16 protein-coding genes are annotated in these 20,822 nt (G+C 49.6%); 1 reads left to right on the top strand and 15 read right to left on the bottom strand.

Going from position 1 to position 20,822, the window contains the following annotated elements:
• Nucleotides 1–49 precede the first annotated feature (49 nt).
• From R3177_RS04145 to R3177_RS04085, 13 genes are all read right to left on the bottom strand, one after another.
• Nucleotides 50–1,729, bottom strand: a complete 1,680-nt coding sequence (locus tag R3177_RS04145) for a S8 family serine peptidase (RefSeq protein ID WP_318969775.1) — start codon at nucleotides 1,727–1,729, stop codon at nucleotides 50–52.
• Between the two features lie 232 nt (nucleotides 1,730–1,961).
• Nucleotides 1,962–3,590: a GGDEF domain-containing protein gene (locus R3177_RS04140; RefSeq protein ID WP_318969774.1), complete on the bottom strand. Its 1,629-nt coding sequence runs from the start codon at nucleotides 3,588–3,590 to the stop codon at nucleotides 1,962–1,964.
• Nucleotides 3,587–5,077, bottom strand: coding sequence for a bifunctional metallophosphatase/5'-nucleotidase (locus tag R3177_RS04135; RefSeq protein WP_318969773.1), 1,491 nt, complete (start codon nucleotides 5,075–5,077; stop codon nucleotides 3,587–3,589). Before R3177_RS04135 ends, R3177_RS04140 begins: the two co-directional genes overlap by 4 nt.
• Nucleotides 5,078–5,152: 75 nt before the next feature.
• Nucleotides 5,153–6,661 (bottom strand): apolipoprotein N-acyltransferase, encoded by a 1,509-nt coding sequence (gene lnt, locus R3177_RS04130; RefSeq protein WP_318969772.1) that lies wholly within the window; start codon nucleotides 6,659–6,661, stop codon nucleotides 5,153–5,155.
• A 35-nt stretch (nucleotides 6,662–6,696) separates the two neighbouring features.
• Complete coding sequence (locus R3177_RS04125) at nucleotides 6,697–7,575, bottom strand: HlyC/CorC family transporter (protein ID WP_318969771.1); 879 nt, start codon at nucleotides 7,573–7,575, stop codon at nucleotides 6,697–6,699.
• A gap of 33 nt (nucleotides 7,576–7,608) precedes the next feature.
• Nucleotides 7,609–8,070 (bottom strand): rRNA maturation RNase YbeY, encoded by a 462-nt coding sequence (gene ybeY, locus R3177_RS04120; protein WP_318969770.1) that lies wholly within the window; start codon nucleotides 8,068–8,070, stop codon nucleotides 7,609–7,611.
• Nucleotides 8,070–9,074 carry a PhoH family protein gene (locus R3177_RS04115; RefSeq protein ID WP_318969769.1) on the bottom strand — a complete coding sequence of 335 codons (1,005 nt, stop codon included), beginning with the start codon at nucleotides 9,072–9,074 and terminating at the stop codon, nucleotides 8,070–8,072. Before R3177_RS04115 ends, ybeY begins: the two co-directional genes overlap by 1 nt.
• Before the next feature lie 25 nt (nucleotides 9,075–9,099).
• Nucleotides 9,100–10,524, bottom strand: coding sequence for a tRNA (N6-isopentenyl adenosine(37)-C2)-methylthiotransferase MiaB (gene miaB / locus R3177_RS04110; protein ID WP_318969768.1), 1,425 nt, complete (start codon nucleotides 10,522–10,524; stop codon nucleotides 9,100–9,102).
• Between the two features lie 112 nt (nucleotides 10,525–10,636).
• Nucleotides 10,637–11,485 (bottom strand): DMT family transporter, encoded by an 849-nt coding sequence (locus tag R3177_RS04105; protein WP_318969767.1) that lies wholly within the window; start codon nucleotides 11,483–11,485, stop codon nucleotides 10,637–10,639.
• Nucleotides 11,486–11,592: 107 nt separating this feature from the next.
• Entirely contained in the window at nucleotides 11,593–16,164 is a 4,572-nt protein-coding gene (locus tag R3177_RS04100) for an EAL domain-containing protein (protein ID WP_318969766.1), read from the bottom strand.
• 132 nt (nucleotides 16,165–16,296) lie between these two features.
• A complete protein-coding gene (locus tag R3177_RS04095) occupies nucleotides 16,297–17,259 on the bottom strand; it encodes a cobalamin biosynthesis protein (protein WP_318969765.1) in 963 nt (320 codons plus the stop codon).
• Nucleotides 17,260–17,292: 33 nt separating this feature from the next.
• A complete protein-coding gene (mtnN, locus tag R3177_RS04090; RefSeq protein WP_318969764.1) occupies nucleotides 17,293–18,003 on the bottom strand; it encodes a 5'-methylthioadenosine/S-adenosylhomocysteine nucleosidase in 711 nt (236 codons plus the stop codon).
• Nucleotides 18,004–18,071: 68 nt separating this feature from the next.
• Nucleotides 18,072–18,968: a pirin family protein gene (locus R3177_RS04085; protein WP_318969763.1), complete on the bottom strand. Its 897-nt coding sequence runs from the start codon at nucleotides 18,966–18,968 to the stop codon at nucleotides 18,072–18,074.
• Between the two features lie 207 nt (nucleotides 18,969–19,175).
• Here R3177_RS04085 and R3177_RS04080 point away from each other — a divergent pair, with 207 nt between their 5' ends.
• Nucleotides 19,176–19,712 carry a hypothetical protein gene (locus tag R3177_RS04080; RefSeq protein ID WP_318969762.1) on the top strand — a complete coding sequence of 179 codons (537 nt, stop codon included), beginning with the start codon at nucleotides 19,176–19,178 and terminating at the stop codon, nucleotides 19,710–19,712.
• A gap of 94 nt (nucleotides 19,713–19,806) precedes the next feature.
• On the opposite strand, the gene R3177_RS04075 is transcribed toward R3177_RS04080, so the two are convergent.
• Nucleotides 19,807–20,280 (bottom strand): methylated-DNA--[protein]-cysteine S-methyltransferase, encoded by a 474-nt coding sequence (locus R3177_RS04075; RefSeq protein ID WP_318969761.1) that lies wholly within the window; start codon nucleotides 20,278–20,280, stop codon nucleotides 19,807–19,809.
• A gap of 4 nt (nucleotides 20,281–20,284) precedes the next feature.
• On the bottom strand, nucleotides 20,285–20,822 hold a 538-nt coding region (locus R3177_RS04070), incomplete at its 5' end, for a DNA-3-methyladenine glycosylase family protein (RefSeq protein WP_413229063.1).

Genomic DNA, 20,822 nt, shown 5'->3' with positions numbered 1-20,822 from the left:
AAATAAAAAAGCCGATGCAATTGCATCGGCTTTTTATCAGAAGGTCAATTTAGCCACACTTTCTCGGGCCGCCTTTACAGCTGCCGCCGGTATCGCCACCGGTATCACCACCGGTACCACCACCAGTGCTGCCGGTACAGCCGTTAGCAGTCAGATAATCGTAAGCCGCTTTCGCTTTGACGATACCGTAGCCGAAGTAAACATCTTTACCTGCAGCACCTGAATCCTGTGCGGTTGCTTTTAACGCATTGCGGATTTCAGTGCCGCTGCAGCTTGGGAAGTTAGACCAAACCAGTGCCGCCACGCCTGCAACGGCAGGCGTTGCCATTGAGGTACCGCTCATATAACCGTAATCGCTGGCTGACGATGAGATAGTAATGTTAGCCGCGCCCATGATGTTGCTACGTGCTTCTAAAGCTGCGCCATAGGCAGGGATAGTAGTAGTCACACCCGTTACATCCATATAAACCGGACCTTCGCCAGCAACGTTGTTAATGATAACAGCGCCGATACCTCCAGAGTTTGCACAGTTATTAATTTTGTCAGCAAAAGAGATGCTACCACGGTCAATCGTACAGATTTTACCGTTTGCACCAGCGTCAGTCGCTGAAGCTAATCCCATATGGTAAGTTGCGCCGTTCAGGTTACCGGTGTTATTTGTTGGCGCTGCACTAAAACCGACACCGTCAGCCGTTGCGGTCACAAGTGACGTGCCGCCTGCAGGGTAGGTTGATAAGGTATCAACACCGCCTGCGGTTGCTTCTACACAATAGCCATCGTCGGTGGTGGTGGTCGCGTTTTTGCCGCGGCCAGAGGTCACTGTACAGGACGGATATTGTGAGAACGTCGCAATATTGTTGTTGGCGTCGTTTGCACCAATCATCATGACTGAAGCATAGCCGGCAGGGTATGAACGGGTAGTGTTACCATCATTGCCTGCTGCTGCCAGCACTAAACCGCCGTTACTGGTAAAGGTATTAAAAGCGTTTTCTTCAGTGCTATTGGCACCACCGCCACCTAAACTCATACTGATAATTTCAGCACCGTTCTGGGCACACAGATTAGCGGCATGGGCCAGATCAGAAGAGTATCCCCAGCCAGCATCGTTAAATACTTTTATGATGTGCATCGGGTTGCCTGGTGCCATCCCGACTACGCCAAAACCGTTATTAGCGGCGGCGATAGTACCGGCAACATGGGTGCCGTGCGGGCCACCGTCACGGAACCAGTCGCCGGTGCCTGAATCGCTGCTACCGGTAATATTGGACCAGTCAAAGTCGTTATTGCCGCCGCCGGTTTCGCCGGTATCGCGGGCAAGCCCTGAATCAATTACGCACACCCGCTTAGCGTTACCTAAATTTAAGCCAACCTGATTTGCCTGCGACTGATAAACCGCATAAGGCGTTAACTGTTGTGTTTCCGGGTTACCCGCATCGTCATTAAATAAGGCCGTGGGATAGCGTCTATTGTCAGTTTCTATCAGCTTAATATGCGGATTATTCAGTAAACCTTTAACTGAATTAAGATCGTGGCCACTGAAAGTGGCAGCAATAAAGCCATCAGAGTCAACTTCAATCTGACCACCCAGCCGGACGGCTAATGCCTTTACCAGACCTTTGTTCTGGTTATCTACCTGAATGATAAAACGGTCTGATGCCTGAGCCTGAACCGACAGACCCAGTGCAAGTAAAGTGGCGGCGGTAATGGGGGTAATTCTGGAATATTTCATTTAGTACTTCCTTCCAAGCTGTTGCTGTAAATGACTCTGCAGAGTTCTTTAATAATTTTATCGTGGATAATTGGCGATTAAGCGCAAAACGCATTGCCTTCATCGGTGTTTAAATTGACTTTATTTGCAAAGAAATGCAAGGACTTTTTAGTATTCCCTAAAGCAACAACAAAATTGTATTAAATTGTAAAGGCAGGTGAAGCAAAAGTATAAAAGGTGGCAGACGCCGGCGCTAACCCAGAACGGCGCAGTTTCTGCCTTCGGTTTTCGCCTGATAAAGTGCTTTATCCGCCTGATTCAGGAGTATATTGTCATTAATATCCTGGCCGGGTAACAGGCAGGAGACACCAAGACTAATGGTGATAAATCCAGCGGTCGGGCTCGCATGATGGGGCAGCATCAACGCCAGAACTTCCAGCCGCAACTGTTCAGCCATGATCATTGCCTGCTCTGGTCCGGTGTTGGGTAGAATACAGGCAAACTCCTCGCCACCATAGCGGGCAACCATATCAATTTGCCGTTGTAACGTGTCTGATAACGTGTTCGCAATCGCTTTTAACGTATCATCACCTGCCAGATGACCATAACTGTCGTTATAGGCTTTGAAATGATCGACATCCAGTAAAATCAGCGCTAACGGTTGTTGCATCCGTTTAGCCATTGCCACTGCACTGCGCAGCTGGCTGTCGAAGTGGCGCCGGTTGGCAATACCAGTTAGACCGTCAGTCAACGACTGGCGCTCCAGAGCGGTTTGCTGGGCTGCGACGGTATTGCTGTACTGGGTAAAAGAGCGGGCAATATCAGCAATTTCATCGTTACTGGTAAATAATCTGTCGTCACCAGCAAAATTACCACCAGCCTGCACTTTTTCATTGAGTAATTTTAATCGTTTGATAACCCGTTTCTGGGTGTATAGCATAATAGCGATTAACAGCACGATGGCTGCTATTGCCAGGGCAAAACTGTATTGGTTTTGTCTTTGCAGGGCACTTGATGATTGCTGGCTTAACTGCATTAGTGATGCGGCAGACTGGTAAGCATTCAGCTCGGTTTCACTGGCGTAGTCCGTCACCAGAGTACGCAAAAAATTGGCTTTGCCGGTGGCTCTGGCAATATTGCTCAGTTCGGCCTCACGTAACGCCAGAATACCCTGATCTGATAATAGTACGGTACTGAGCTGCTCAGTAAGAGGCCTGGCGTCCAGCTGGTTTTGCTCGCTCAGCTGACTGAGCAATTGCTGGTTTACGGATAACTGGTTAAGTAACTCAGTACGGCTCTGGCGCAGGTTATATAACCGGTCGATACTATACAAAGCGGTAACCTGCTGTAATAAACCGGCGTATGCCAGTAACCAGCGCTGGCTCGCCGGGCTATGAATTAGCTGCTGGCTTAACCGCTGGTTTAACTGTTGCAATTCGGTGAGCTTTTCCAGCCATTGCCGGTTGCGCTGCTGCAATACCAGGCGTTCAGCAATCAGCATGTCCAGACTCCGTGCTTCATCTGCTATTAGCTGCAGTCTCTGCTGCTGATATTGATGCTGGACATACTGTTGATGATCCAGACTACTTATCTGTACGATAATCTGACTGATCTGTTGTGATGCCCTGGCGCGTGCAGCCTGACTGACAGCGTCCCGCAACAGCTCTGATTGCAGGTTAAGCTCTTTGACTTTTTCATGAACCTGACTGGCTTCCAGTACAGCAGGAACGGCATGTTCAGCCACATCTTCCACAATTTGCTGTGCCTGTTGCAAGCGATGATAAAACAGTAAGCTGAGCAACATAAATAACAGTAAAATCAGTAGCAAAGATGCAAATAACAAGCGGGCGCTGGAGTAGTACCTCTTACGGAAAAGACTCATGGCTGTCCCTGCTGACTGATATCCCGCAAACGACCGTCAGTGACCAGTTCGATGCTATGCTGTTTTTTTATGGCGGCAGCAATAATGTCGGCGATGTTGCGATCGTCGGGGTTAAAGAAATCCAGTCTGCTTCTTCTGCTAAGCAGGTCAAAGCCGTCCCCGCCCTCTGCCAGATATTGCAGTGTAGCCACTTTGTATATTTTACTGTTGACAACCGGCTCACCGTTTATCAGTAACTGTTTTATTCTGCTGCCGGAAGGTGCAGAGCTATCAAAATATAAAGTAATGCCGGCACCATGCAGGAAAAACCCCCGCTGATTATCCAGCCCACTGAGGCCATGCTCGAACACACTAATAATATCCTGTCCGCTCAGCTCCAGTAATACCGGGGTATTCCGAAAAGGCAGCTCAGCCAGTATATCGCCACGGGTCAGCAAAGTACCCGCAGGGTAATCTCTGACACCACGAATGGAACCGCTGTTAATAAATGCCAGCTCTGCGCCGGTATAACGTTGCAGGGTATCGGCAATAAAATTGGCAAAGGCATTTTCGCGATTTCGTAATTCACTTCGTAACGTCGTAAAACTTACTGCGCTGTGGCCAAGCGGCTCCTGCAGCAGTAATTGCAAGCGTTGACTGTGCTCAGCGATTTGAGCGGAAACCTGAGGATCTGCCGGTAGAGTCGCCAAATCAACATAACGGGTCTTAAGGTTGGTCAGCTGATGGCTCTTATCAAGCTTAGCGTTAATAACCAGCGCCTGATTCAGTTGCTGTTGTAAAATAATATTGGGCTGTTCTGGCAATAATTGCTGGCCATCATAATTATTCCGAAATGCCAGCTCAATAATGCCATCAGCCAGCAGTTGGGGTAAGAATTCCAGTTCCGCAGTGTGCATCAGGACCAGCAGATCGGCACCCTGAGCCCTGAGTCTCTGAGCCTGCACCTTTATTGCTTGTTCAGCAGCGATGATCTGCAACCGCTCTAAGGCATATTGCTGAACGACATAGGGGGCGACAACGGCAATAACCCCGAGCTTAATTGCGCCCTGCTGCACCAGGATACTGTTTGTCAGACCATCCAGATTACTCTCGGTCATTGGATCATACAGATTACTGAGCACTAAAGGGAATGCGGCTTCATAAGCCCGCTGTGATAACTCCTCTGAAAAATAGGCAAAATCACGATGTGATATGGCCATAGCATCGGGGTTAAGCGTATTCAGAATATCAATAATATGGGCGCCGTGGTCAAAAAAGCCTAATGGACTCGGGCCAATGCTGCCACCGCCAAACAGAAAAAAAACCGGCTGATCATCACTGCGATGTTGATTCAGTAAAGTTGCAAGGTGAGCAAAACTGGCTTGTGGATGATTCACTTCGGCCATCTCGGCCGCATAAATAATAGTAAATTCAGACTCAGCACGACTGGCAAACAATGTATTACCAAAGAGCAATGCACACATCGCTATTCTGAGAAACACTTTCATTGTTTTTCTGAGCCTGTCAGCATATTTGGAAACGCCAGTTTAGTGGATCCGTCGGCGTGGCGTAAAGCAAAGATTTCAGTAGCTCCGTCTGAGGCCGGCCAGCACGAATATCAGCAGACAGCAGAGGGCAAGTGGCCAGTCGCCAAAGCGTGCATACCCGGTGCGGCCAGCACTGAGTGGTACCGTATCAGATAACACGGCTTCCTGAAATTGCGGCAGGCGTTGACGGACAGAGCCATCGGGGTTAATTGTCGCGGTAATACCATTATTCGTCGCCCGCAGTACAGGTTTACCAAATTCCCTGGCACGCATTCTGGCAATTTGCAGGTGCTGGTGCGGACCAATACTATCGCCAAACCAGGCATCATTACTGACTGTCAGAATAAAATCAGTCTGGTTCGTCAAATTTGCCCGGATCTGACGTGGGAAAGCAATTTCAAAACAGATTGCGCTGAGTAACTGGTAATCATTGGCCAGCAGATTAGGCTGCACATAGCTGCCCCGGCTAAATGAGCTCATCGGTAAATCGAAAATGGGTGCCAGCGCCCGTAACCAATTTTCAAAGGGCACAAACTCGCCAACCGGCAGCAAGTGATGTTTACTGAACCGGTTGGCATGCCCATAAAAATAGTGCCCTTCTGTCGCAGACGCCCTGTCTTTACCCAGCACAATTAAATTATTCCAGGCTTGTTCTGTTGCAGAATGATAATCGAGGATACCGGTAATTAAGGCAGTATTGTTGTAAAAGGCAGCTTTATTCAGGTTATCAAGAAAAACTTCCGCCAGTGGTTCCAACTGTGGAATGGCTGCTTCGGGCCAGATAATAATGTCTGCTGTACTAAAGTGAGGTCGGGTCAAATCCAGGTATTTGAGCATCGTAGGCCACTCCTGCTCAGGCTGCCAACGTAACGCCTGTTTAATATTCCCCTGTATCATAACAACGTTGACACTACGGTCACTGTATTGCCAGCCTCTGAGACTGTCCAGCAACGGCGCTGTCGCGATTACCAGTGCCGCTAATACGACTGGTGTCACCCGTTTGATGACCGCACCAGGCAGATAAAGCCGGGCCAGTGCGGCAGCAACAGTTGCCAGCATAAAAGTAATACCGGTTTCGCCGATAAGCGGTGCATAAGCGGCTAAACCCGCTGATGTCTGACTGTAACCCAAAGATAACCATGGAAAACCGGTCAGAAAAAAACTACGTAACCATTCGGCTGTTGTCCAACTGGCGGCGAAAATCAGCAAACTGAAATAACCCGTATTACGTGCTGTGTTGCTGAGCCAGTAGCTTAATATTGCCGCCAGAGCCGGGAATAACGCAAGATAAGCGACCAGTAACGCCATCAAGCCGAGACTGGCAATCAGCGGTAAACCGCCAAACTGATCAATACTGACATGTACCCAACTGATACCGACACCAAACCAGCCCAGACCAAAGCAGAAGCCAGCCAGCAATGCCTGACGCCAATGCCTGGCATGGTGTATTGCGATAACTAACAATGCCAGGGTAAAAAAGGGCAGCCACCACAGGGTGAACGGCGTAAATGCCAGGGTGTTTAAGGCGCCGGCAGCGGCCAGCATCAGCGCTATGCCAGCACTTTTAACAGTAAGCGTAGCTATGATCCGGCATCCTCAGTTGTCATACTTTCCTTGGCTTTTATCACCTGCAGCTGCAGCAGACGGCGACTGTTTGCTTTACTGACTTTAAACGTCAGATCACCAAGCTGAATACTTTCACCGCGCTCAGGCATATGACCAAATGCATGCAGCACAATACCGCCAATGGTATCGGCATCTTCCTCGTCAAAGGCGGTATTAAAGCTTTCATTAAACTCATCGAGTGGGGTTAGCGCGCTAACCTGAAAAACCCGGGATGCCATTTTCTTAATATCATTGTCTTCTTCATCGTCATGTTCATCTTCAATTTCACCGACGATTTGTTCCAGAATATCTTCAATGGTCACCAGCCCCGACACACCACCATATTCATCTACGACAATGGCCATATGATAGCGTTTCTGACGAAACTCTTTTAACAGGGCATCTACCCGCTTACTTTCCGGAATAATGACTGCCGGGCGCAGAAACTCACGGATATGCCAGTCAGTCTGATTAGGATCCAGCGCATACTGCAGCAAGTCTTTCACCAGCAAAATCCCCTCAACGTGATCTTTATCTTCGTTGACGACCGGATAACGGCTGTGATTATTTTCGAGCAAAATAGGTAAAAAGGCACTGACAGGCTGTTCGATGTCGATGGTCGCCATTTGTGAACGGGGGACCATAATATCGCGGGCCCGCATTTTTGATACATCCAGTACGCCCTGTAGCATACTTTTGGTATCACTATCTATAAGTTCGCGGCTACCCGCTTCGCTTATGATATCTTCCAGGTCTGAAATGTCCTGTGGTTCTGCACTGAAAATACTGGCTATGCGTTCTAACCAGGTTTTGCCGGCAGAACCGCGGCTAGAGTGGGGGTTATCGTCACTCATTAGTGAACTTATGCTCCGTTAAAGAAAATAAACCTAATTATCATCCAATAAATAGGGGTTGCTGATACCCAGACTGGCCAGGATCTGAATTTCCTCGGCTTCCATTTCTGCAGCATCGTCGTCATTTATATGGTCAAAACCCAATAAATGCAAGCAACCATGTATCACCATATGGGCCCAGTGATCGATTGGTAACTTGTGCTGCTCTGCTGCTTCTGTCTCGACCACCGGAGCACATATCACCAAATCGCCCAGCAGTGGCAGGGTAAGGCCAGGTGGTGCCTGAAAGGGAAAACTAAGGACATTGGTGGGTTTGTCTTTATTGCGGTACTGCAAATTAAGCTGCTGGCTTTCGGCATTATCAACGATCCGCACGGTGACTTCTGCGTCGTCCTGAAAAGGCGCAATTGCTGCATTAAGCCAACGCTGAAAGTCATCTGCAGCAGGAATAGCGGCAGCAGAGGTTGCTAACTGCAAATCAAGTACAATACTCATTAGTCAGTTTTACTCAGCAGTTTTGAGGCTTCGTGAGCTTCATAAGCCTGCACAATACGCTGAACGATTGGATGGCGGACCACATCTTTGGCATTGAAGAAATTAAAGCTGATTTCTGTTACATCACTCAGCACGTCAATGGCGTGTTTCAAGCCGGAATACTGGCCGCGCGGCAAATCAACCTGAGTAATATCACCGGTGATAACCGCTTTGGCACTGAAACCAATCCGGGTTAAAAACATTTTCATCTGTTCTGTGGTGGTGTTCTGGCTTTCGTCAAGAATAATAAAAGCATCATTCAGCGTCCGGCCGCGCATATAGGCCAGAGGCGCAATTTCAATAATGCCGCGTTCCAGATACTTTTCTACTTTTTCAAAACCGAGCATTTCAAACAAGGCGTCGTACAACGGTCGCAGATAAGGATCAACCTTCTGAGCCAGATCACCGGGTAAAAAACCCAGCTTTTCTCCAGCTTCCACGGCCGGCCGGGTTAACACTATTCGTTTTACCAGGCCGCTCTCCAGCGCGTCGACAGCACAGGCCACCGCCAGGTAAGTTTTGCCGGTACCAGCCGGGCCAATACCAAAGCTCACATCGTGGCTGAGCACATTAGCAACATAACTGGCCTGATTCGGATTGCGGGCTTTGATTAAGCCTTTTTTGGTTTTCAGGCTGAAGTCACCCCGGCTGCCATTATCGGTCTGATACTGAATATCAAAGTTTTCACTAATGGTAAGATGTACCTGCTCCGGACTGATAGCTGCAGCCTGCTGACGCCCGCCAGCGGTAAGCTGAAACAACTGGAGCAGGATATCAGTGGCAGCTGCCACATTGACATCAGGACCGGCTATTTTAAAGCGGTTATCCCGGTAACTGATATCAACCAGCAACCGCCGCTCAATATGTTTTAAATTATCGTCGTAGGGGCCGCAAAGCAGGTTCAGTCTGTTATTATCGGCCGGTTCCAGTACCAGTTCAGCTACATTCAGATTATCAGTGTTCAATAGTTTACTCGCGGTTGGCGCCGGCTCAGGGCATAAAGGTTGTGACACCCAAAGCGTCGACTTTGGGTTGTCTTGCTAAAATCTGGGCCGGGGCCACTTCGCGGCGCAGTCCCATTTCGGCCTCAGTGCGGATTAACTCACCGCGCAGAGAATTACTGAAAACATCGGTAATTTTCACATCGACAAACTGACCAATCATCTCTGGTGAGCCTTCAAAGTTAACCACGCGATTGTTTTCGGTGCGGCCGGTCAGCTCCATAATATTCTTTTTCGAGGGGCCTTCAACCAGGATACGTTGCTCACTACCGAGCATATTCCGGGCAATTTTCAGTGCCTGCTGATTGATCCTGTCCTGCAGTATGTACAGCCGCTGCTTTTTGGTTTCCTCACTGACATCATCAGGCAAATCTGCAGCCGGTGTACCAGGGCGGGCACTGTAAATAAAACTGAAGCTCATATCAAAATCAATGGCCTGAATAAGATCCATCGTTGCCTGGAAATCAGCGTCATCTTCGCCGGGAAAGCCTATAATAAAATCGGACGACATACTTAAGTTCGGCCGGATTTTTTTCAGTTTGCGGATTTGCGCTTTATATTCCAGGGCAGTATGACCACGTTTCATCAGATTCAAAATCCGATCAGAACCGGACTGAACCGGCAGGTGTAAATGATCAACCAGTTCCGGCACATCACGGTAAACTTCAATAATATCGTCACTGAATTCAATCGGGTGAGATGTGGTATAACGGATCCGGTCAATACCATCAATGGCTGCTACCAGGCGTAATAACTCAGAAAAGTGACAAATATTGCCATCATGGGTTTCACCGCGGTAGCCATTAACGTTCTGACCAAGCAGGTTTACTTCCCGCACACCCTGTGCAGCCAGCTGAGCGACTTCAAACAGCACATCGTCCAGTGGCCGGCTGACTTCCTCGCCACGGGTGTAGGGCACTACGCAGAAGGTGCAGTACTTAGAGCAGCCTTCCATAATAGATACGAAAGCAGTCGGGCCCTCGGCTTTGGGCTCAGGCAGACGGTCAAACTTCTCAATTTCCGGAAACGACACATCCACGACCGGCGAGTGTGAACCGCGTACTGAGTTAATCATTTCAGGCAGCCGGTGCAAAGTTTGCGGGCCGAATACAATATCGACAAAAGGTGCCCGGTCACGGATTGCTTTGCCTTCCTGAGAAGCCACGCAGCCACCAACGCCGATAATTAAGTCTGGATTTTTCTCTTTTAACGGACGCCAGCGACCCAGTTGGTGAAACACTTTTTCCTGAGCCTTTTCCCTGATCGAGCAGGTGTTAAGCAGAATAACATCTGCCTCTTCCGCTTCCTCGGTCAGCGTATAGCCATGTGTTGCATCCAGCAGGTCTGCCATTTTTGACGAGTCATACTCGTTCATCTGGCAGCCCCAGGTTTTAATGTGCAGCTTTTTGCCCATTGTTGGTCGTTACCTGTGTTGTCGCGTCTGAAAAAGGGAGCGTATTTTAGCCTGTTCGTCGCCGCAGTGCCAGCACCGTTGCTAAAAGCTTTTACCGGCTTTGGCCGGCTCGTTAAAAAAGCCGTTGCCGGGTCGTAACATAACCGGCATAAAAAATGATGATCACGCCGGCCAGCCAGCTGAAGGTCACCGGCTCCTGCCAGAATAAATAGCCAAAAGCCCCGGCAAACAGCACACTGCTGTAAGTCCACATACCTATATCACTGGCAGGGGCAATGGCAAAAGCCCGGGTCATGGCCAGCTGACCAATTGCTGCCAGAATACCCATTGCAATAAAAGCCAGCCATATTTCAGCGGCAAGCGGTTGCCAGTAAAAAGGCACCGGTATCGCGGATAACAGCGCGGTCAGCAGCGAAAAATAAAACACGATCCGTACCGCTGACTCCGTGCTGGCCATTGCTCTGATCGTGGTTTTGGTAATCGCGACCAGAAAAGCAGCGAATAGCGCCAGCAGCAACACCAGATTTAAACCCGGCTCAGTGCTTGGCAGTGCCAGCATAACGCCGATAAAGCCCAGCGCAATACCAAAGCGGGTTAGCCTGCTTGGGCGCTCGTTCAACCAAAAACGAGCCAGAATCGGCACAATAAAAGGAGACAGCATAATGACCATCATCGCCTGCGCCAGTGGCAATTGCGAGAGTACGTAGAAGAAGCAATACATTGATACCAGACCGGTCAGCGCCCGGCTTACATGCAAATGCCAGCGTTGGGTTTTCAGCATGGCAAAGCCATGCCGGTACAAAAAGGGCAACATCAGGATCAGGGCGAACAGATTTCGGAAAAACACTATCTGTGCCTCGCTCGCCATGCCACTACTGTATTTTACAACTGCACCAATACCGGCAAAACAGGCTTCTGCCAATAGTAGCAGCAATGCGCCTTTTAGCAGATGAGGTTGCATAAGATTCCTGGCAGCGGAGAATAACGGGCTGCGCAGTATAGCAGGCTGTGGCTGCCCAGAACGAGCAGCTCAATTAATTTAGTCGCAGTGGGCACCCGATCTGCCGCTTAGCTGCAGCTCTGGTCGGCGACACCGTACTGCCAGAACTGGGGTATTTGCTCTGCTGTCAGCGGTTTTGAATATAAATAACCCTGAATTAATGTGCAGTGACGCTCAGTAAAAAAAGCCAGTTGCTCGGTGGTTTCCACACCTTCGGCAATGCAATACATCCCCAGACTGCTGGCCATGCTGAGCATGGCATCAATAATCGTCTCATCACTTTTATCAATACCGATATCACTGACAAAACTACGGTCAATTTTAATGGCATCTATTGGCAGTTGTTTTAAGTATTTCAGTGATGAGTAACCGGTGCCAAAGTCATCAAGCGCCAGCTGAACGCCAAGTGCACTTAGTGCCAGCATGGTTTCAATTGCGCTGTGCTGGTCGTTCATCAACGCACTTTCGGTGACTTCAAACCGCAGGCAACTGGCAGGCAGCTGATATTTATTTAATAACGAAGCAGTGTGGCTTGCCAGGTTAGTCTGTTCCAGATGCTGGGTGGCTAAATTGACTGACAGGTAAATATCAATGCCGTGTTGCCGCCACTGGCTTAAATCAGCCAACGCCCGCTCCAGCAATTGCTGGGTCATACTGACGATAAGCCGTAATTCTTCTGCCAATGGAATAAACTCAACCGGCGAGATGATACCGTCAGCACTTTGCCAGCGCATCAGTACTTCTGCCCCCACCATTTTCTGTTGGCTGCTATCGACAATCGGCTGATAAACATTAAAAAATTCATTGTGCTGATGTGCCTTACGCAGCCGGGTTTCTCTTGCCAGCTGCATATGCGCTTTTTCATTCATTTCATTGGTAAAGAACTGGAAGTTATTACGGCCTGCTTCTTTGGCGTGGTACATTGCCACATCCGCATGTTTCAGCAGTTCCTGGGCGGTCAGTGCATCATCCGGATACAAGGCAATACCAATACTGGGGGACACACCTACGGTATGAGGCCCTAACTGCATGGGTTCACTGACTACCGACAACATTTTACGGGCCACCATGCTGACATTTTCACCACGGCGGTATCCTTCAAGTAAGACCACAAACTCATCGCCCCCCAGCCGGGCGACCGTATCACGCTCACGTAAGGACAGCTGAAGCCGACGGGCCACTTCTTTTAACAGCAAATCGCCAATATCGTGCCCCAGCGAATCGTTAACCTGTTTAAACTTATCCAAATCGATAAAACACAGTGCCAGTGACTTTTTCTCGCGCCTGGACTGTTCCATCGCATGCAGAATGCGGTCCATCAGCAAGGCGCGGTTGGGTAAACCGGTTAAGGCATCGTAGTTAGCCAGGTAGCGTAACTCTTCTTCCGCCATTTTCTGGGCGGTAATATCGGTAAATACCAGTACGTAAAAGGCTACAGTCTGCTCACCAATAGCGCTGATATTGATCAGGGTGGGGCGCTCGCGCCCATCCGGTGTAATAACCTGCTCTTCCCCCTGCCAGTGAGCACCGGCTGTCAGTTCCTGCAATAGTTTGGTGTAAAACCGCCGCCGGACCAGGCTAATTCCAAGATGATGAGTCCGGGGGTTATCCAGATATTGCTCAACACTGCCAAAGGCAGTAGAAAACGACTGATTAGCTGCAATGACCCGCTGTTTGTTATCAAGTATTACCACCCAGTCCCGGGTTTGCTGAAAAGCTTCGCCAAACAGCTTGGCTTTCTCCATATTGGCGCGGGTTTCGGTAATATTACTGTACGTGCCGGTAACAGTGGAAACTTGCTGATTATTATCGAGCTCGGTAGCCCGGCCCTGATCCCGGAACCATAGCCAGTGGCCGTCTTTATGTTTCAAGCGGTAGGTGATATCAAAGTTACTTTCGGGCTGATGTAAAAAGCGTTGCCATTGCTGCTGGTAATTTGCCCGATCTTCCGGATGGATAAGCGAAAGGTGCTGTTGCAGCGTAATGGTATTCATCAGATCGCCATAGCCCAGCATTAACTGCATTCTGGAGCCGTATAAACTGTCTTTACCGGCCCGCCATTCAAAAGCGCCGCTGTCAACTGATGCCAGCGCCTGCTTTAATCGCTGCTCACTGGTTGCGACTTCCTGATGCGCTTCACTGATCAGGCGCTGTTGCTTGCGGCGCAGCCGGTAAACGTGGTACAGCAGACTCAAGCCAATAACAGCATAAAGAGTCAGCGCCCAGGCCGAGCGCCAGGGCGCCGGGGCAATACGCAGCGTTACGGCACTAACTTCGCTTTCAAGGCCGGTGTGAGGTGCAATTGCCACCACATTAAACTGATAATTACCGGGACGCAGTGTTGGAAATACCACATAATTGGCTTTTTGTTCCGGGTAGTACAAGGTACTGGGGCCTTCCAGCCAGAAGCGGTATCGCATTTTATGGTTATCCCGAAAATGCATCGCACTGAACTGCAGCTGGATACCGACATTTTCGTGGTCCAGCTTAAATTCCTTATTATTCAATAGCCCACTGCGATTTTCAAAGTTACCGCTGAGTACACTGATATCAGTAATATTAACATTCGGCCGCGGTTCCGGGCTGGCCAGTTTGGCCGGGTTCAGCAGCGTGACACCGCGCATACTGCCAAAAGCCAGCCGGCCGTCGGGTAATTTGGCCGATGCTGAACCATTAAACTCGTGAACTCTTAAGCCATCTGATTTACTGAAATGTTCTAACTGCAGGGTATCGGGTTGTAATTTACTCAGGCCACTATGGGATGAGAACCAGATATCGCCGGCACTGTCTTTTTGCAGAGCATATACCTGCTGCGCAATTAATTTATTGTCTGTGCTGAAATGGTGCTTTAATTGCAGTGATTCACTGTCAAAGCCCAGTAAACCAATGCCATTGATACCAAGCCACAGAGTGCCATAATCATCGAGCACCATCTGGTCGGCGGAATGCGGCAGTTCAGGTTGGTAAGGGCTGGCCTGATACAGCAAACGGATTTGATTAAGCTGGCTATTATAAACCCATAATTGACCTGACACGGTGACCAGCAGTTCGCCGGTTTTACCCGGTAACGCGCCGACAATACCATAGTAATAGCGCATCGGTAGCTGCTGAAAAAGCTCCAGTTCGGTTAACGTGCCTTTTGCCGGTAGGTAGCGGTAAACCTTAGCGTCCTGATGGAAATAAAGCTGACTCTGGCTCTGTTCATTATGCAGATAATAATAACTGTAACCTAATAACTTGCGCGCTTCTTCATTGGCCAGAGGCAAGGGTAGTAATGTGTTGCTGACGGTATCGAATAGTTGTAAACCTTCTGCTGTTACCAACCATAACCACACAGGATTATTCGGGTCGAAAAAAACCTGTGTAATAGTGCCGGCATGCCAGATTGCTTTAGGGTCATCAGAGACAAAAAAACGTTCGGTAACGCCGGTAGCTAGGTTCAGTTTATTCAGACCATTGGCAGTGCCTATCCATAAATTATTCTGGTTATCCGCGGCAACTTGATAAACTTTGTCATTACTAAGCTGTTTGCCAAGCGTGCTTTGCCGGCTGATATGAGTAAAAGCCAGCGTCCGGGGGTGCCAGTAAAATGCACCATCGTCCCGGGAGGCCAGCCAGTAACCCCCGAAATCATCAGCAACAATGTCAATGACATTATTGTCATAAAGATCAAGGTCGCTGTCACTGAAACGAAGTACCAGCTGGATGGTATTATCGTCGCTGCTGAAATTAAACAGCCCCTGCTCGGTGGCAATCAGCGCTTCATTGTCCTGCCACAATACCTGCCAGATATTGTAATTGGCAATATGCAGCTGGCTTTGGAACGGTACAGCATTAACGTGCTGCTCGTCATTCAGCGCTGTGATATCAGCCAAATCCAGGCTGTATAACCCTTCTACTGTGCCGATATATAAGCGGCCGGCTGCCACGCTTAGGTGCTTCACATGGCGCTGGTCAGCCGTAGCATTTTGCTCATCAAGGTATGGCAGAAAGTGTGACCTGGCCGTTGGCAGATGATATTGAATTAAGCCACCGCGAAAGCCGATATAAAGAAAATCATCGTGTAAAAACAGCGTTCTGAGCCAGCTATCATCAATGTTAAATTCTTTCAGAGAAAATAGCCGGGTGCTGTGGCCGCTGCTTTTATGTAGCCGGTGCACTTCATCATCCAGTATAAATAATAAATGCTCCGAATTTTCATCAATGACATCGACAAGCTGCCGATAATCTGTGGTTTCATAGCCAACCGGGATTGCCCAGAACAGATTAAACACACTGCTCTGTTCATCATACAGATATAAGCCCATATAATCGGCAAGCGCCCAGATCCGGCCTTGCTGATCTTCAATTACCTTGCTAAACATAATATCGTTTAACTGATGATCATTTGCCTGCATATGGGTGACTTTATTGGCATCGAAGCGGTTAAGACCGCCTTCGGTTGCCACCCATAAAAAGCCATTGTTGTCGATCATCAAATGATGCACAGTGCCTTGCGACAAGCCCTGATCCGGGGTCAGTGGTTGTAACAGCGGTTTCTGGGCGAAAGCCAAGCCGGAAAAGATCAACAACAAGCCAGACAACAGGGCTCTGATAAAGCCCCTGCTTTGTTCAGGCAACAGCTCAACTCTGAATATCACGTAATTTTTTACTCCGGCAGCTTTATATCATTTTTTAGTTCTACAGCTATTTTGCTGCGACAGACCTTATACCGACTATACCAGCCTTGTCCAGTGCAGAGTGCGCCGCTAACAGCATATAATTTAAACCACTCAGGCCGCTAATAAAATGCTGGCAATATAAAGGGCTAAGGCACTGCAGAATAAGATAATCAGGGCAGTCTGCTGAGCGTTTACCAGTCGTATCGCCCGTAAGATATCGTTGGCAGTGGGTTCTCTGCCATTACCCAGGCGCTGGCGGGATATTTTACTGCCGGCGTAAAAGGCCGGGCCACCCAATTTGCAGTTCAGTGCGCTGGCGCCAGCGGCCAGCAGCAGGCGGCTTGGCATATTCAGATAAAGGGTGCCAGCCTGGCGATAGTTGCGCCAGGCTGCCGCTATACCGGTTTGGATGGCCAGCAATAACGTTGAAATAATCAGGCCCGGCGCCACCGCCAGCTGATAGCCAAGTGCTGCCATACGACCAAAATAGCGATAATAAGCTAGCTTACTGTTCCACTGGCGGGCTGCTACCTGCAGCAGGGTGTAGCCCAGCGCCATTAAACCACCACCGATTAAAAACCAGAACAACACTGCTATCAGCTGGGCTGCATTAAAATGCAGTACACTTTCTATACAGGCTTTACTCAGTCCCATCGCGGATAAATTATGCCGGTCGCGCAGCAAAAGCGGCTTCGCCCGTTCCCGGGCCAGCGTCAGTTGCTGTCGGTTAAGACTGTCAGCAACCGCAGCAGCCTGTTGCAGGGTAAACCTGCTGCCAAGGCAGAAATATAGAATAATCGCATCCAGTACCAGCGGGAGTTCTGATACCAGATAAAAACCAAACATGATAGCTAACCCCAGGCCGATGACCAGCAACAATGCCAGGGTGCCTGACAGTTGCTGCTGAAACTGACTTCGGTTGATATCCGGGTGCACCTTTTTCGCCAGTTGCTGCATTAACACTGCCAGGCCGGCAAAAGGTGCGCGGGCGCCCGGCAGCGTTAACCAACGGCTTGCCAGCAAAGCCAGTAGTGCCAGCATAGGCCAGGGAGGCAGCGTGCTAAGCCATTGCATTATGCGAAACTCATCTGGCAGCAAAAAAGTGCATTATAACTCAACCGCACTTAACTGACTGAGCAACGCCACTACCATGGCTGAACTGTTTTTGGAGGCAACTTCAAGGTAGGCCTCGAAAGACACCGGCGATTCTTTACCGGCTATGTCACTTAAGCTTCGGATCACCACAAAAGGCGTGTTCAGCATATGGCAGACCTGAGCGATAGCGGCACCTTCCATTTCCACTGCCAGCATTGCCGGAAAACGGGCCCGGGTCTGGGCTATCCGCGTTGGATCACACATAAAACTGTCGCCGGTCGTGATCAGGCCAGATTTGGTTTTACAAAAACCCAGGCTGGTAATGGTTTTTTCAGCGGCACTGACCAGTGCCGGATGAGCAATATAGGCTGCGGGCATTTGCGGTACCTGACCGTATTCATAACCAAAGGCAGTGACATCAACATCATGATGACGAACTTCCGTACCAATGGCGATATCACCAACACTCAGTTGTGGGTCAAAGCCGCCGGCCGAACCGGTGTTGATAATACAATCGGGTTTAAAGTGATCAATTAGTAATGTGGTGGCAACGGCTGCAGCCACTTTACCTATACCGGACTGGACAATGACAACCTCGTTACCTGCCAGCTGACCACGCACAAACTGACAATGACCTACCTGCTCGGTGACAGCTGCGCTAAGCTGTTGCTTGAGCAGCGCGACTTCAGGTTCCATTGCACCGATAATACCAAACAATTTCATAACTGGGCCTCTGTACTAAAAACGCTAGTATAATGGCCCGGCGCCGGAAAATCCTCTGTTAATCAGGCTCAGGCAGGGTTATTGAGCTTAATTTGCGTGGCCGGACCGCCCGCGGTCAGTTCACCTCGCTGGTAGTCACGAATCGCTTGTTCAATTTCAGCGTTGCTGTTCATAACAAAAGGACCATATTGCACCACTGGCTCTGCAATAGGTTTACCGGCCAGTAAGATTAAGCTGACTTCACTATTGGCGACCAGAGTTAAATGTTCGCCCTGGTTTAATAAACCGGCATGATGCTCCTTTAACTGCTCAAGGTTATCAGCCTTTTTCACCGCGACGCTGCCTGCAAAAGGATAAAGCACGGCATGATGTTCAGCCGGTAACAACACTTTCAGCTCGGTTCCTGCCGTCATCCGGATATCATAAAATATCGGTTCAGTGCTTAAACCAGTGATCGGGCCGGTAACGGTCGAGGTGTCAGAGGTAAAGGAGCCGGCGATGACTTTGACCCTGACGCCGGTCGCGACCTCGACCTGCGGTATTTGCTGCGGACTGATATCAACATAGGCAGCAGGTTTCATTTTCTCGGCCGCCGGCAGATTTAACCAGAGCTGAAATCCGCGCATCAGCCCCTGTTCCTGCTGGGGCATTTCAGAGTGAATAATGCCGCGACCGGCGGTCATCCATTGTACGCCACCACTTTTTAAATGGCCCTTATTACCCAGATGATCTTCATGCAACATATGACCGTCCAGCATATAGGTAACGGTTTCAAAGCCACGATGCGGATGAGCAGGAAAGCCTTTAATATAGTCATCTGCCTGCTCAGAGCCAAAGCAATCGAGCATTAAAAATGGGTCAAAGCGCAACTGAGGATTCAGGCCTAGACTGCGTTTGATTTTCACGCCGGCACCATCTGATACCGACATAGCGGGAATAATGTGTTGTAAACTGCGGTTACGCATCAGCTGCTCCAGCCTCAATAAGGTGTTGGTGTATTAAAGCTCAACTAATCAGAATATAAAATGCCATTTTTGCCGATTATCCGTTCGAAAAAACTGAAAGATTACCGCCAGCGCCACTGAGTTCAGCAGCTGTTAAGTCTGAAGGGCTAAGCTACACCGAATTGCGACACTGACTGTTTCAGTTAAATTAAGTAATGGAGTAACACAATGAAAAAATTATTAGTAGCATCCGCCCTGGTGGCAATGACAGTAAGCGCAACGAGCATGGCAAACCCGGTTTGGGATTACGTAGGCGCAGGATACACCGATGCTGCTGGCGATGGTCCTTATATTGAAGGGTCGTTCCGGTTGAACCGTAACTGGGTAGCTGATGCCAGCTATGCCAGTCTTTCCGAAGGCCCGTTCGATGCCAATCAGCTGAAGGCTGGCTTAAATTACCTGATGAGTGGCAAGCTGGACTTTTCACCTGATACCCAGACCTATCTGTTAGCGGGTGTTGAAAACTGGTCTGGCGATGCGGATGAAACCGGGGCTTATGCCGGTGTGGGGTTGCGTCATCCGCTGACGCCGCAAGTAGAACTGTACAGCGAAGCCACATACCACAGCGTGTATGATGATCATGGCAGTCTGGCTGCCGGCATTGCTTATTTCCTGAGCCCTGCCTGGGCCGTGCGCGGCAACCTGGCGCTTAACAGTGGTGATATTAAAAATGAATTCCGGTTTGGGGTTTCTTATCAGTTCTGATAGGGCGCTGCCCGGGCGTCGCTATTAGGCAGCGGCGCTTTAGTGTCGCCGGGCATTGCCCGGCTTTTTTATACCTGCACGAATGTGGGCGTCGTTAGTGATCCTGCGCGTTTTTAGTTATCTGATATTCGTGCTCTAACAGCCAGGCTTTGTTCGTTAGGCCACCGGCATAGCCGGTAAGACTGCCATTGCTGCCAATCACCCGGTGGCAGGGCACCACGATAGCGATTGGGTTTTTACCATTAGCAGCGCCGACAGCCCTTACCGCCTTAGGATTGGCGATTTCCCGGGCAATATCGGCATAACTGCAGGTCTGGCCGAAGGGCAGTGCTGAAAGTGCCCGCCAGACTTGCTGCTGAAACGCTGTCCCGCTAGCGGTCAGTGGCAGATTAAATTGAGTAAGACTACCGGCAAAGTAGTGTGCTAACTGCCGGGCAGCCTCTTTAGTCAACACTGATGGCCTGTCAGCTGTTGCTGTTTTAAATCCAAGATAAATCTCGCAAATCCCGTTGTCAGTGGCGTAAATCTGCACCTGACCTAACGGACAACTAATGGTTTGCTGATACATATGTTCACCCTCCTGTCTGACACCAGAGCTGAAAAGTAGCATAGCTGCGCCATGGTGCCAGCCCGGCATTGTCAGCGGCAGTTTGCTGATTTCGGACCAGTGCTTTTTGAATACCTAAGTCACCCGCCAGCCAGATATCACTTTCGCCAAGGCCGCGCATTCTGGCATAGTTTACTGTCCAGGGACCAATGCCTTTAATACTGAGCCAGCGCTGCGGACTGGCGTCAGGCTCAGCTAGCACAAAGGCCGCCAAATCACGCAGGGTTTGCCGGCGTAACGCCGGCACTTTAATCATCTGTAACTCACTGCCAAGGACTGTCTCAGGGCTTGGAAACAATGTTTTACCTTCAGCAAATTCAGTGCCCAATGCCTGTACCAGCCGGTTAAGCTGAGTGCGGGCTCCGGCTACGCTTACCTGCTGACCAAGAATAGCTCTGACCCCCGCCTCCCAGCTATTCCAAAGCCCCGGGATCCGCAAACCGTGGATTAACCCGCTACTGAACAGGGGATGTGCGGCCAGCTGCTGCTCAATCTGCAGCAGG

Source organism: Arsukibacterium sp. (assembly GCF_033722355.1).
Lineage (GTDB): Bacteria > Pseudomonadota > Gammaproteobacteria > Enterobacterales > Alteromonadaceae > Alishewanella.
The sequence above is the reverse complement of the archived record's forward strand: the minus strand, read 5'-3'. Positions and strand labels throughout refer to the sequence as shown.